The organism is Brevundimonas sp. FV1ye4L, assembly GCF_058681255.1.
On the sequence record NZ_CM178734.1, the window covers coordinates 1,957,849 to 1,971,120 of the forward strand.

Consider the following 13,272-nt stretch of genomic DNA (forward strand, 5'->3'; position numbering starts at 1 on the left):
CCGAGCCCTAAACATCGCAGAGATTAGAAGGGGAAGAATACCGGTATCGCCACCATGGCCGCGATCCAGGTCACCAGGTTCAACGGCAGACCAACGCGCACGAAGTCCATGTAGCTGTAGCCGCCCATGTTGAAGACCAGCACATTGGTCTGATAGCCGAAGGGGGTGGCGAAAGCGGCCGAGGCGGCCATCATGACGCAGACCAGGAAGGGCCGGGGATCGACGCCCAGGCTTTCAGCCAGGGCGACGGCGATGGGCGTAATGAGCACAGCGACGGTGGCGTTGGACAGAAGTTCGGTCGCAAACAGGGTCACGCCATAGAGCACGATCAACGCGCCCAGCGGCCCCATCGGCCGTATGATGTCGATCAGACGATCCGCGCCGGCCGAGGCCAGGCCGGTCACCTCTATGGCCGTGCCGACCACCACCATGCCGGCGATCAGCAACAGGATCTCAGGCCTCAGGCCGGCGTAGGCTTCTTCTGGCGTAATGACTCTCAGCAGGATCAACGCCACTGCGCCGGCGAAGGCCGAGGCGGCGATCGGCGCCCACCCCAGGGCGGCCGAGGCGATCACCAGGACGAAGATAGCCAGAGAAATCATCGCCGGACGCAGACGGAAGGGCCGATCCGCCGCTCCGTACAGATCGACGTCGCCCAGGTGCGCATCGCCTGAACCGTCCGACTGGTTGCGGGACTCGCCAAGACGCGGCAGGCCGAAGGGCAGTATGCGTTTGCGCCGCCCTGCGGCGTCGGTCTCGGCGCGCTGTCGCGCCTCTTCCATCTCAGCCAGGCGCGCGGCCTCGGCCTCGTCCATCGTGACGGACCGGCCCAGTTGCCGGGCGCCGACGAAATAGAGCCATAGTCCGCCGACGATCGCGATGAAGAGCCCCACGGGCGTGATCTCGAACAGGCCGAAGACGGGCTGGCCGGCGTTGCGCGCCATGTCGTTGACCAGAAGGTTGGTCGAGGTGCCGATCAGCGTCAGCAGTCCCCCCATGACGGTGACATGGCTCAGCGGCATCAGGAAACGCTTGGGCGAAAGCCTCAGGGATTTGGCCACGTCGCGGATCACCGGCGCGGCCAGCACCACGACGGGGGTGTTGTTGAGAAAACCGCCGACCGATCCACAAAGACCGATGACGATCCAGATCCCCCGCGCTCCGATACGGGCTGCCAGTTGCGTCGCCTGCCGGATAAGCAGGCCCAGCAGCCCTGACAGCTCGATGGCGTAGGCGATGACGAACAGGCCGGCCAGGGCGATGACGGCGGGACTGGCGAAGGCGCCTTGCACCTCGACAGGTCGGACCACGCCCAGAAGCAGAAGGGCGGCGGCGCCGGTCAGGGCGACGACGTCGGCGCGTAGCTTGCCGTGGATCAGCACGCCGATCACGCCAATGAGCACCGCCAGCGCAGCGATCTGGTCGAAGGTCATAAGCCCGTGCAGACCGCCCTCTATCGCTTTCGTCAACCTATTTCGGGAATCGCCCCCAAAACAGCGAACCCCGTGCTAGGATGGTTTCATGCTCGAACCGATCGCGTCGCCTCGCCCCTCGGTCGTCGCGCTTGCGGCGTCCGTTCTGATTTTCGGTCCCGTCCTTGCCGGCTGCCAGCGCGAGGACGCAGCGCCTGCGCCGACCACCGCTCCCGCTCAGACACAAACGCCAATCGTGGCTGTCGGGCCTGCGCCGACGCTGGACCGCGCCGGACTGCTCCAGGCCATGGATGTGGCCGCGTCCGCCTATGCGGCGGGGCGCGAGGTCGGGGGTCCCAGTCTGGTCGGACGACGGTTCGTGGTTCGTCAGGCCTTCGGCTGCGCGGGCGCAACGCCGCCCCCCGCAGACACGGCGACGGGCGACGGTCTCGCCGCTTGGTCCTGGGGGGAGCGGAGGCGGAGCCTGAAACTGAGCTTGGCGCCGGGCGACTGGACAGCGTCCCCCCTGGTCGCGGGCGGCGCCGAAACCTGGGAGAGCGTCGAGGGATTCTGGTTGCCGCGTCCCTGGCTGCGGGCGGACGGCTGCCCCGGGGCGCAGGGCGATCCCCTGGCCAGCGGACCGGCGGCGCCCTCGCCCCAGACGATGGGTCTCGCGGCCGTCTTCGAGGAAGACGGGCCCCGCACCGGACGTCGAAACGGCCGGGCCTATGATTTCATCGTGCGCGGCGAAGACGGGCAGCCGGCCGTGACGCCCAGTCGAGGCTATCGCCTGGTGCTGGAAGGCCGAATGGCGGCCTTTGCCGATGGTCGCGCCATTCGTTGCCGCGCCGCCAATCCCGATCAGCGCCCCGTCTGCATCGGCGCGGTTCAACTTGATCGCGTCGCCTTCGAGGACGCCGAAGGCAGGATGCTCAGCGAGTGGCGCGACGGCTGACGTCCAAGTCGATCCTGGCCGACAAGGAGAACTTTATGATTGCGGGAGCGGACTACGGCTCCACATCGCGATCATCCCTCTTTGACTGGCCGTTATCTTCGCTGAGAAGCCCTCCGTCCTTAGGCTCTCGCTTTACAAGAAGATGACCTGAGGCCGCACGTTCCTGCTGGTGGTGCAGGAATCGCGTTGTGGATTCAGCCTATTCACTGCGTCCCGGTAGCGGGACGTCTTCACCCAGTGTGTTGCGGACATAAAGCAGCTTGATCCAGACCAGTCCGACCACCAGCAGCGGCGAGGCGAATACGACGCCAAGCGGCCCGAACAGCGTGCCCATCCCGAGAACGCCGAACAAGGTTAGGACGGGCGGCAGATCGACCGCGCGCTTCTGGATTACCGGGTAGATCAGATTGCTCTCGATCTGCTGGACGATGAAATAGACCGCCACGGTGAGAAGGAATCTCCGGCCCCTGATCCAGCGCAAGAAGCATGGCCGGCACGACCGACACGAGAGGCCCCACGATGGGAACAAAGGCCGCCAGCCCGGCGAAGAGGCCCAGCGCGACGGGCGACGGCAGGCCGATCAGCGCCGTCCCTATCCCGGTTAGAACGCCGACGACCACCATGGATGCAAGCGTGCCGACCAGCCAGAGGCGAAGCGCGCGGCCGCTCTCGTCGGCGGCCTGGCGGAGCGGCTGGCGCGGCTTTTCCGGGATCAGCAACAGCAGACCGTCCCGCGCCCGCCCGGGTTGGGCGGCGAAGTACAGGCCTGCGAAAATGACCAGCAGCAGATTGGCGCCCGCGCCGGTCACCGCCATCACATAGCCGCCGACCTGGCTAACCATGTTCTGCAAATCCGGCGTGGCGGCGCCATTCAGACGACTGGCGATTTCCCGGCCAAACGGCAGGGCTTCCAGTAGGACCTCCAGTTCGACGAGTGAACGGGGAATGCGGTCGGCCAGGGCGTCGAGTTGGGAGACGATCGTGGCCCCAAAAAGCCAGCCGGATCCGACCAGCACGCCCATAATAATGGAGGAAGCCAAAGTCAGGCTGAACCCCGTGCCGAGGCCGGTGCGCGCCCGGATCGGGTCCGCCAGACTGCGCAAGAGCACGGCGATGATGACGGAGGCGAACGCTAGAAGCAGGATGCTCGCCAGCTTCCACGCAAACGCCAGGAAGATGATCAGGCCGGCGATGAACAACGCCTTGTGGACGAAGACGGGGTCCAGGCGCGGGGCTGGGCGGGCGGTCTCGCTCATGTATCAGCTTTCCAACTTATAGGGATCGGGGAACACGGCAGCGGCCGGTTGCGACGGTGATATGGTCACGCAGATCGGCATCGGCGCTCGAGACGAACCTAGGTGGACGATCGGCGTCTCGACCGGGTGGAAGCGGTTGCGGAACCCGAAAATCCACCAGGCGCCGATAGTCGTCGACGCGGATGCGGCCCGTACTCAGCGTTCGTCGCGTGTTCGAGCAGGCTACCCGGTCTGGAGCATGGAGATAAATGCGGTGATCGTTGGTCATCACGAGTTTGGCCGGCCCCATGCTCAGACATCCGGCTGATCCCGGCGCCGCCGAGCAATTTGCAGGAATAGCGTTGATCCGGTCATGGGGTCCGCCTCACCCCTCCATCAAAATCTCTTGAGACCTGTTAAAATTGCCGCCCAACAATGTTACCCGATCAACATGGGACGGCTGCTCGACAAGCTACGCAATGAATCCTGTGCCTGCAGGATTGTGCCCGAAGGCGAGGGTGTTCTTCTGGTGGCCCATAAAGGGTTGCGAGACGAGTTCAGCGATTTGGTTCGCGATCTGGTCCGGACATCGGGCGAAGACTACGTCGCTTTCCCAACCACAGATGGACATGCCGGCTACGAGCGTGTCTTCCTTCTGCCCCTCGATCCAGACTCCTGATCGGCAGGTTTCACTGCGCACCAGCGCCCCACAGCGGCTACCGATCTTTCCCAGCCGCCCGGACTGCCCGCGATCATGGTCAGGCCTTAGCACCATCCCTCCGCAGCCCGGCTTCCTAACGCAGCTCAAGCCTCTAGCGATGTGAATGAGCAGGTGCGTGTACCCAGTAGCCGACGCCCTCAATCTGTCGCCGGGGCTGGCTTTGGTGCGGCAGCCGCGCCCGGCGTGACATCCGAAAGCTCGGCCGCCTGCGAAAGCGCCGGCGGCCCGTCGGCCTGCTGGAGGCCATCGTCCTGTGCCGCCTCGATACCGACAATCCGTTCTCCCGATACCATCAGGGGCGCAGCCGCATCGGCGGCCTGGACGCCGGTCTGCGACGGAACCCGAACCTTTCGCTCCTCGCCGTCCCGCTCAAGCCGAACATCAAAGAATCGCGTGGTCATGGCAAAGCTCCTTCGTTGTCATAAGGAGGTCGCCTGCGAGTCGGTTCCGTACCGCCAATTATCGCCAATGCCGCCCTTGATCGGGCACAGCGTCATTCAGCGCCCCTCCCCTTCACATAGGTTGGGTCGGATCATCCCCGGCGCACAAAATGCATCGTCTGAGCACGGGCTTAACCTATGTGAATGCCTTGACCGTTCGCGGTAGGTCAGTGTTCGCACATGTACGCCGCCTCCTCTGATGCGAGAGCCAGTCTCCCTGAACCTGCCCGGATCGGTGACCACTCCCAAGCGGTTCTCGATCATCCTGTCCTGCGGCTGATGCCGGACAAGGTTCAGGACCTGATCCGCCAAAAGGGTCAGTCGCGCAGCCTGCGGGCGGGGGAAGGCGTCGATGGCCGCGCAGCCATTGGCTTTGTCACCGAGGGCGCCCTCGGCGCCTTTGATCGCAAGAATATCGCCTGCGTCGGCTTGCATGGTCGTGGCTCGATGTTCGGCTGGGAAGCGTCGCTGGCGTCAGCCTTCGTCCCGGTGCGTCTTTTGCCGATGCTCGACACGCGATGGATTGAGACGCCGGCCGAGGACTTGGCGGATCTGATGGGACAGACCTGGATCGAGCACGTCTTCGCGCGCCATGCGCTGGATCGGCTCGCGCGCATCCAGGCTGAGGCCGCCTGTAACGCCGTCCATCAAGTGCCGCATCGCACCGCCAACTGGGTTCTTCGACTCTACCAGATTCAGGGCGCCGAACTGCGCACCACCCAAGCCATTCTGGCGCAGGCCATGGGCGTACAGCGCACCAGCATTAACGCCGCGGTCAAGGCTTTGGAGCGCGACGGCGCGGTGCGGTTGTCGCGGGGGCGGCTGATCGTCACCGACCCCGCACGGCTCGAGGGTTTCGCCTGCGGTTGCTGACCGCATCAATGCGGCTTCAGGACAACCGTGGAAGGCGTCGGCGCCGGCTTCGGACGGCTGACCTTCAGACGGGCTCTTTCCAGAAACGCAGATAGAGCGGGTCGAACTCCGCGAGACGGACGAGGCGCGTCCAGTCATTGAGGGTCACCCGCCCCCCTCTCCAGTCCATGAGGCCCGCAGCGCGTAGGACCATCAAGGTGCGGTTGACGTGCACCGACGACAAGCCGAGCACATCCGCCAGCTCGGTCTGGTTGAGTGGAAAGCCGAAGCCGTCCTGGTCGGCCAGCCCCACCGCCTCAAGCCGGACCTGGGTTTCACAGAATAGGTGGGCCATACGAGCCTGCGCATCCTGTCGACCCAGCCCGACCAACCGCATGCGGTGAATGGCCGCGTCAACCACTGTCTCAAGCCAGAATAGACGCCCAAGATGCGGGTCGTCGGCCGTTAGATTTCGCAAGGCGTCGTGTGGGATGGCGGCCACGTCACAATCCGAGATCGCCATCACGCCGTGATCAAGACGCTTCATAATCAGGCCGTGCAGATCCATGAAATCGCCAGGTAATCCAAGCTCGGTGAACTGGCGGCCGCCGTTGTTCAACAGTGCAAATCGCCCCGCAAAACCGGTCACCAGAAGCAGACTGTCGGTTAGCAGCTCCCCTTCCCAGACCATCATATCGCCCGACCGAAAGCGCCGGGGCTCGACGGGCAGTCCGAGAATGGCGTCGCGTTGCGCGCTTGAGATATCGTCGCGGCGTTCCAGCTTGCGCGCTAGAATGTCCGTCATTGAACAGATCCTCGTCGGAGTGATCCAGTATTCCAACTTGCGCGTATTCGACGTCATGAGCGGATACAGACTCGAGCTGGGTGTCGCGGGCCTCGACGAGCGCCTCGAACTTGCGGCCGTCGATGACAACGCGGCTCGCCGTCAAGCGTTGCTGGCGATGGGAGATCTGCTGCGAGACCACGCCATCCAGGGCGTCTACGGAGCCACTGTGGATCTCGTTCTGTTTAATGCGGCCGGAGGCCGCATCTATGAAGTGCATGTCGCGGCGGCGTAGATGCGACCCAGCGCGCAAGCGATTCGCATCAGATCTCCAATGGCCGGACCGGACCGCCCGCCGTCCGCCAAATCTGAGCCCAGGCCTGGGCTGCACGGCCGTCCCCGTCGTCTGGAGGCGACGTCAGACGGCGGCGTCACCGGCGGATTGCCCCGGTTCAATCGGCACGCTTGAGGGGGCAAGGGCCTCAGGGGGGGCTGGACGTCGCCAGAATCTCCTGCACGATCTTGGCTATGATCGGTCGCATCGCGTCGCGCTGTGCCTCGGCGGCTGCAGGCGTGTCGCGGACCACCTCCACCCCCGCCGCGAGAGCGAGCAAAAGCCGGGCGCGCTCCTTTGCCCCCTCTCCGCCCAAGGCCCGGGCAAGCGGGGGAATGAGGCGACGCTCAAATATGCCGCAGATCAGGGCCCTCGCCGCTGGATCGGACGCCGACCGCACCGCAACCAGGACAAGATCATCGATCCGCTCCTGAGCGACGATGCCGTGCTCATCCAATATTTCCGCCCCGTCTTCACGACCGACAGGCTGGTCGAATATCTGACTGAAAAGGTCCGTCTTGGATTCGAAATGCCGGTAGACCAAGGCATGGTCGATGCCCGCTTCCACCGCGATCTCGCGCAGGCTGGCCCCGAAACCTCGCTGGATGAACAGTTTACGCCCAGCGAACAGGATGGCGCTTCGCGTGATCTGTTGACCAGGTCTATGCCGGCCGGAGCGTCGTCCGTGCTTTGGAGATTTCGAGCCATTCCCTTCGATGGGGCCGGGGACGGTCGGGCGTGTCATGAGATGCTCACGGCACGGACGACGTCCCCGGCGCAGATCACCGCAGCCCTCCGCCGAGCGTGCGATACAGCTCCACCAGATTGGTCCCGCGGCTGAGGCGGGTGTTCAGCAACTGCTGCTCGGCGCTGTACGCGGTTCGTTGTGCGTCCAGCGCCGTCAGGAAAGAGGAGACTCCGACGCGGTAGCGAGCCTCGGAAATCGTCGCGGCCGCCCGCGCAGACTCGGCCCGAGCCGTCTGGGCCGAGACCTGTTCAGTGATCGTGCCGCGCTGGGCCAGGGCGTTGGCGACTTCGCTGAAGGCCGTCTGGATGGCTTTTTCATAGGTCGCCACCGCCGCCTGGGCGTTTGCCTCGGCCAGGCGGACATTGCCCAGCCGGCGGCCTGCGTCGAAGATCGGCAGGCTGATGCCCGGTGTCACGGAATAGGCGTAGCTGCCGTCCGAGAAGAGGTCAGACAAGGCCGAACTGGCGCTGCCGTAGGAAGCCGTCAGCGAGATGGTCGGGAACAGGGCTGCGCGAGCCGCGCCAATGTCGGCGTTTTCCCCACGCAGCTGGCGCTCGGCTTGCAGCACGTCCGGGCGCGCCAACAGAACCTCCGACGAAACGCCTGTCGGCAACGCCGCCAGGGTCGCGCCAGCTTCGTTCAGACCTTCCGGCAGAAGATCAGCCGCGACCGGCGCACCGACCAGCAGTTCCAACGCATTGCGATCCTTGGCGACCGTGGTTTCCAGCACAGCGACGTCATTGCGCGCCGACTGATACTGGACGTCCGCCTGGCGGGCCTCCAGCTCCGACGCCGTGCCCAGCCGGAACTGCGCCTGGGTCAGGGACAGGGTCTCCGCATAGCTGTCGAGGGTCTGGCGAGACAGTCGGAGTTGGTCCTGGTCCGCTGCGAGCGTCAGCCAGGCGGTCGCGATTTCCGCGATCAGACTGATCCTGGTCGAGCGCTGGCCCTCCTCGGTCGCGAGATACTGCTGAAGCGCGGACTCGCTCAGATTACGGACCCGACCGAACAGATCGATCTCAAAGGCCGAGACGCCCAGATCGACCGAATAGGACTCCACGTCCGACCCGGGCGCGGCCCCGGCGGCCGCGACCTGGGACGCATTGTCGGTATAGGTCGCAGAGCCGCTGAGAGAGGCGGTCGGAAGCCGGTCGGCCCGGGTCACGCGGTACTGGGCGCGCGCGGCCAGGACATTGGCCGCCGCCACCCGGAGATCGCGATTGTTGTCCAGGCCCTGGGCGATGACCTGACGAAGACGGTCGTCGGTGAAGAAGTCCTTCCACGCTAGGTCAGCGACCGCCACGGGGTTGGCCGCCGCGTCTGGATAGACCCCGCCTTGCGGCAGCGACGCCGGAACGACGCCCGTCGGCTGGACGAAGGCGGGGGCGAGATTGCATCCCGACAGCAGCGCCGCCCCGGCCAACAGGATTGAGATCGACTTGATCATGGTTTGACGCTCTCGGCGGCTTCGCCGCTCTGAAAGGTGGGACTGGGTGGCGAGGCCGGCTTGCGCGACCTGAACAGGTTGGTCACGACGACGAAGAACATCGGCACGAAGAAGATGGCCAGGACGGTGGCGCTGAGCATGCCGCCGATCACCGACTGACCGATGGCGTTCTGTCCGCCGGCGCCGGCGCCGGTCGAAATCGCCAGCGGCAGGACGCCGAAGATGAAGGCCAGACTGGTCATCAGGATCGGCCGCAGCCGAAGCCGCGCCGCCTCGACGGCCGCCTCCATGGCGCCCATGCCTTGACGCACCCGCTCCTCGGCGAACTCGACGATCAGAATGGCGTTCTTGGCCGCCAGACCGATGGTCGTGATAATGCCGACTTGGAAATAGATGTCGTTCTGAAGACCTGTGAACTGCGCCGCGAGAACCGCGCCAAGAACACCCAACGGCACGACGAGCAACACCGCCACAGGCACGGTCCAGCTCTCATAAAGGGCCGCGAGGCACAGAAAGACGATCAGAAGCGACAGGGCGTACAGAGCCGGCGCCTGGCCGCTCGACATCTGCTCTTCATAGGACAGGCCGGTCCATTCCAACCCGGTCCCTGGAGGCGTCTTAGCGTGGATCGCCTCCATGGCGGCCATAGCCGCTCCGGAACTGACGCCTGCGGCCGGTCCTCCCTGGATCTGCATCGCGGGCTCGCCGTTGTAGCGAGTCAGTTGGACCGGCGCCTGCGTCCACGACTGGGTAGAGAAGGCGGTGAAGGGCGCCAGTTCTCCCGAAGCGCCGCGAACGTAGAAATCGCTCAGGGACTCGGGCTTCTGACGATAGGGCTGGTCGGCCTGGATGTAGACCTTCTTAACCCGGCCGCGGTCGATGAAGTCGTTGATATAGGTTCCGCCCCAAACCGTGGAGACGGTGCTGTTCACGGTGGCCAGGTCCAGTCCCAGGGCGGCGAGCCGGTCCTGGTCGATGTTGATCTTCAACTGGGCGGCGTCGTCCAGCGACAGCGGACGCACCTGGGACAGGCTCAGATCCTGAGCCGCCATGCCCAGCATCATGTTCCGCGTCTGCAGCAGGCTTTCATGGCCGGCGCCCGTGCGATCAACCAGCCACATGTCGAAGCCGGTGGCGTTGCCAAGCTCGGACACGGCCGGCGGCACCAAGGCGAAGATCATGGCGTCGCGATATTGCGAGAAGGCGCCCATGGCCCGACCGGCGACCGCTTGAGCCTTGTTGGCCGGGCCTTTGCGCTCCTCCCAGTCCTTAAGGCGGACGAAGGCGAGGCCGGCGTTCTGGCCCTGACCAGCGAAGGAGAAACCGCTGATGGTGAAGACGCCTTCGACATTGGCGGCCTCGTCCTTGAGGAAGTGATTCCGGACGACGTCCAGAGCCTTGTCGGTCCGGTTAAGCGACGCGCCGGACGGGCCCTGAACCATGGCGATCATCATGCCTTGGTCCTCTTCAGGCAAGAAGCCGCTCGGCAGGCGCATGAAGGCGAACGCCATGACGCCGCAGATCAGGAGATAGACCAGCCACGACCGTTTCCAGCCGTTGGCCGTCTTGCGGACTCCGCCCTCGTAGCTGACGGTGGCCCGGTCGAAACTGTCATTGAACCAGGCGAAGAAGCGGCCCAGCGGTCCGGTCCCGTGGCTCTTATGCGGATCGTGCGGCTTCAGGATAGTGGCGCACAGGGCCGGCGTCAGGATCATCGCGACCAGCACCGACAGGACCATGGCCGTGACGATGGTGATCGAGAACTGACGATAGATGACGCCCGTAGAGCCCCCGAAGAAGGCCATGGGCAGGAAGACCGCCGACAGGACCAGGGCGATGCCCACCAGGGCGCTGGTGATCTGGTCCATAGACTTGCGAGCGGCTTCCTTGGGGGACAGCCCCTCGGTCTGGATCAGTCGCTCGACGTTCTCGACCACGACGATGGCGTCATCGACCAGCAGGCCGATGGCCAGGACCATGCCGAACAGGGTCAGGGTGTTGATGGAGTAGCCGAACAGACTCATCACCGCGAACGTACCCAGCAGCACGACCGGTACAGCGATGGTCGGGATGAGGGTGGCGCGCCAGTTCTGCAGGAACAGGAACATGACGATGAAGACGAGGACCACGGCTTCGATCAGGGTGTGAACCACCTGTTCGACGGAGAGCCGCACGAAGGGCGTGGTGTCATAGGGATAGGTGACCTTGACCCCGGCCGGCAGGGTCTGGGCGATGCGCGCGACTTCGGCCTGAACGGCCTCGACCGTATCCAGAGCATTGGCGCCGGGCGCCAGCTTGATCCCGAAACCGCTCGCGGGCTTGCCGTTGTACTGGCTACGGAATCCATAGGATTCCGCGCCCATTTCGACGCGGGCGACATCACGCAGACGCACAATAGCGCCGTTGGTGTTGCTCTTCACCCGGATAGCGCCGAATTCTTCCGGAGTCTGAAGGCGTGACTGAACCGAGACCGTCGCGTTCAGCATCTGGTCTTCAGGCGCCGGCAGGGCGCCGATCTGGCCTGCAGAGACCTGCGCGTTCTGAGCTTCGACCGCGCTGGTGACGTCGGCGACAGTCACTCCGTATCCCGACATCTTCAACGGATCGAGCCAGATCCGCATGGCGTATTGCGAACCGAATACCTGGATCTCCCCCACGCCGTTGACCCGGCTGATCGGGTCCTGGAACTTGGAGACGACGAGATCGGACAGATCGACCTGGGTCTGGGAGCCGGTGTCGGAATACAGCCCGGTGATCAGCAGGAAGTTGCTCGACGATTTGGCGACCGTGACCCCGAGGCGTTGCACCTCGGTGGGCAGTTGCGAGGTGGCGGCCTGCAGCTTGTTCTGGACCTGCACCTGGGCGATGTCAGGATCCGTGCCCTGCTCGAAGGTCAGGGTGATGGTCGCATTCCCGGCCGACGACGAGGACGACGAGAAGTAGCGGAGGTTGTCGATCCCTTTCAGCTGCTGCTCGATCACCTGGGTCGTCGTGCGCTCCAGGGTTTCGGCGTCAGCGCCGGGATAGTTGGCCGTGATGGTCACGGCCGGCGGGGCGATGGTCGGAAACTGCGCGATAGGCAGGCTGCGAATCGCCAGCACGCCGGCCAGCATCAAGCCGATCGCCAGGACCCATGCGAAAATGGGCCGATCAATAAAGAAGCGGGCCATCGGTCAGTGCGCCTGAGCCGAAGGCTGTGTGGGCTTGGCGCCCGCCGCCGCGCCGCCGGCTTGATAAGGCGAAGCCTTGACCGGCGTGCCGGGCATCAGGTTCTGCGCGCCCTCGACGACGACCTTGTCGCCCGGCTGCAGGCCGGACGTCACCATCCAGTCCTGCCCGACGGTCCGGCTGGTCGTGATGGGGCGAGGTTGCAGCTTGCCGTCAGCCCCCACCACCATCACCGAGGCGCCACCCTTGGCGTCGCGGCTCACAGCGCGTTGCGGCGCGAGGATGGCGTTGGAGGCCGAACCTTCGACCAGGACCGCACGAGCGAACATGCCCGGCAGCAGCAGCCCGTCCGGATTGTTGAAGATGGCCCGAATGTTCTGGCTGCCGGTGTCGGCGTCCACGGTGACGTCAGCAAACTGAAGCGTTCCGTCCTGGCCGTAGGTCGACCCGTCTTCCAGCACCAACTTGACCCGGGCGCCGTTTGTATCGCGGGACAGGGCGCCGGACGCGATCTGCTGACGAAGCTTCAACAGGTCCGCGCTGGACTGCGGGATATCGACGTAAACGCGATCGATCCGCTGGATCGTCGCCAAGGGCGATGCCTGGGAGGCGGTGACCAAGGCCCCGACGGTGAAGCTGGAGCGTCCGATCCGGCCCGAGATCGGTGCACGAACAGTCGTCCGAGCCAGATCGATCTGAGCCGTGCGAAGCGCTGCGGCTTGGGCCTGAACATCGGCCTCGGCCTGCTGCGCGCTCGTTTGGGCGTCTTCCAGCTCTTGCTGCGAGACGCCGTTGATCTTGACCAATTCCTGATAGCGGCGCGCCAGACCGGCGGTGGAGGCCACAGCCGCCCGCGCCCGAGCCAGACTCGCCTGAGCGCTGGCTACCTGCGCCTCATAGGGGGCCGCGTCGATGCGATAGAGCGCCTGGCCCGCTCGGACATAATCGCCTTCTTCGAACAGACGCGCCGTGACGAGGCCGTTCACCTGCGGGCGAACCTCCGAGGTTTCGGCCGCGCTGATCCGACCGGGCAACTCCGTCGTCAGGGTGATGGGGCTGGTCTTGATCGTGACGACCGAGACCTGCGGCGGACCAGCGGTCGGCTGCTGAGGCTGTGACGAACAGCTCGCGAGGAGCAACGCCAGGCCCATCGCCGGAGCGACAACTTTCATCCTT

Annotated in this window: 13 protein-coding genes and 1 pseudogene; 5 read left to right on the top strand and 9 right to left on the bottom strand. The window is 65.0% G+C overall.

The genetic code is table 11. From position 1 onward, the window contains the following. Positions 1-23: 23 nt before the first annotated feature. The gene (locus tag ACW17X_RS09400) at positions 24-1,469 is read right to left on the bottom strand and encodes an SLC13 family permease (RefSeq protein WP_492096907.1); all 1,446 of its coding nucleotides are present in this window, start codon (positions 1,467-1,469) and stop codon (positions 24-26) included. 52 nt (positions 1,470-1,521) lie between these two features. Between ACW17X_RS09400 and ACW17X_RS09405 the strand changes: the two genes are divergently transcribed. Then, positions 1,522-2,367 (top strand): hypothetical protein, encoded by an 846-nt coding sequence (locus ACW17X_RS09405; RefSeq protein ID WP_492096908.1) that lies wholly within the window; start codon positions 1,522-1,524, stop codon positions 2,365-2,367. A 199-nt stretch (positions 2,368-2,566) separates the two neighbouring features. Here the strand turns inward: ACW17X_RS09405 and ACW17X_RS09410 are convergent, their stop codons facing one another. Beyond that, entirely contained in the window at positions 2,567-2,812 is a 246-nt protein-coding gene (locus ACW17X_RS09410) for an AI-2E family transporter (RefSeq protein ID WP_492096909.1), read from the bottom strand. A gap of 37 nt (positions 2,813-2,849) precedes the next feature. Then, positions 2,850-3,623 (bottom strand): annotated as a pseudogene (locus tag ACW17X_RS09415) (AI-2E family transporter); the annotation flags it as partial. A 61-nt stretch (positions 3,624-3,684) separates the two neighbouring features. Between ACW17X_RS09415 and ACW17X_RS09420 the strand changes: the two are divergent. Together ACW17X_RS09420 and ACW17X_RS09425 are read left to right on the top strand one after the other, a co-directional pair. Further along, a complete protein-coding gene (locus ACW17X_RS09420; protein ID WP_492096910.1) occupies positions 3,685-3,930 on the top strand; it encodes a hypothetical protein in 246 nt (81 codons plus the stop codon). A 45-nt stretch (positions 3,931-3,975) separates the two neighbouring features. Beyond that, positions 3,976-4,281 carry a hypothetical protein gene (locus ACW17X_RS09425; protein WP_492096911.1) on the top strand — a complete coding sequence of 102 codons (306 nt, stop codon included), beginning with the start codon at positions 3,976-3,978 and terminating at the stop codon, positions 4,279-4,281. Between the two features lie 179 nt (positions 4,282-4,460). Here ACW17X_RS09425 and ACW17X_RS09430 read toward each other — a convergent pair whose 3' ends face one another. Further along, on the bottom strand, positions 4,461-4,724 hold the full coding sequence (locus ACW17X_RS09430) for a hypothetical protein (protein WP_492096912.1): 264 nt from the start codon (positions 4,722-4,724) through the stop codon (positions 4,461-4,463). 219 nt (positions 4,725-4,943) lie between these two features. Here ACW17X_RS09430 and ACW17X_RS09435 point away from each other — a divergent pair, with 219 nt between their 5' ends. Beyond that, positions 4,944-5,636 (top strand): Crp/Fnr family transcriptional regulator, encoded by a 693-nt coding sequence (locus tag ACW17X_RS09435; protein WP_492096913.1) that lies wholly within the window; start codon positions 4,944-4,946, stop codon positions 5,634-5,636. 64 nt (positions 5,637-5,700) lie between these two features. Here ACW17X_RS09435 and ACW17X_RS09440 read toward each other — a convergent pair whose 3' ends face one another. Beyond that, positions 5,701-6,420 carry a Crp/Fnr family transcriptional regulator gene (locus ACW17X_RS09440; RefSeq protein WP_492096914.1) on the bottom strand — a complete coding sequence of 240 codons (720 nt, stop codon included), beginning with the start codon at positions 6,418-6,420 and terminating at the stop codon, positions 5,701-5,703. Here ACW17X_RS09440 and ACW17X_RS09445 point away from each other — a divergent pair. Then, positions 6,410-6,694: a hypothetical protein gene (locus ACW17X_RS09445; protein WP_492096915.1), complete on the top strand. Its 285-nt coding sequence runs from the start codon at positions 6,410-6,412 to the stop codon at positions 6,692-6,694. The two genes, ACW17X_RS09440 and ACW17X_RS09445, sit on opposite strands and share 11 nt — an antisense overlap. A gap of 187 nt (positions 6,695-6,881) precedes the next feature. Here ACW17X_RS09445 and ACW17X_RS09450 read toward each other — a convergent pair whose 3' ends face one another. Genes ACW17X_RS09450 through ACW17X_RS09465 form a run of 4 tightly spaced genes read right to left on the bottom strand, consistent with a single transcriptional unit; the run spans position 6,882 to position 13,268 of the window. Next, positions 6,882-7,478, bottom strand: coding sequence for a TetR/AcrR family transcriptional regulator (locus ACW17X_RS09450; protein WP_492096916.1), 597 nt, complete (start codon positions 7,476-7,478; stop codon positions 6,882-6,884). 37 nt (positions 7,479-7,515) lie between these two features. Further along, a complete protein-coding gene (locus tag ACW17X_RS09455; protein ID WP_492096917.1) occupies positions 7,516-8,928 on the bottom strand; it encodes an efflux transporter outer membrane subunit in 1,413 nt (470 codons plus the stop codon). Continuing rightward, complete coding sequence (locus ACW17X_RS09460; protein ID WP_492096918.1) at positions 8,925-12,098, bottom strand: efflux RND transporter permease subunit; 3,174 nt, start codon at positions 12,096-12,098, stop codon at positions 8,925-8,927. Before ACW17X_RS09460 ends, ACW17X_RS09455 begins: the two co-directional genes overlap by 4 nt. A gap of 3 nt (positions 12,099-12,101) precedes the next feature. Further along, a complete protein-coding gene (locus ACW17X_RS09465; protein ID WP_492096919.1) occupies positions 12,102-13,268 on the bottom strand; it encodes an efflux RND transporter periplasmic adaptor subunit in 1,167 nt (388 codons plus the stop codon). Between the last annotated feature and the right edge of the window lie 4 nt (positions 13,269-13,272).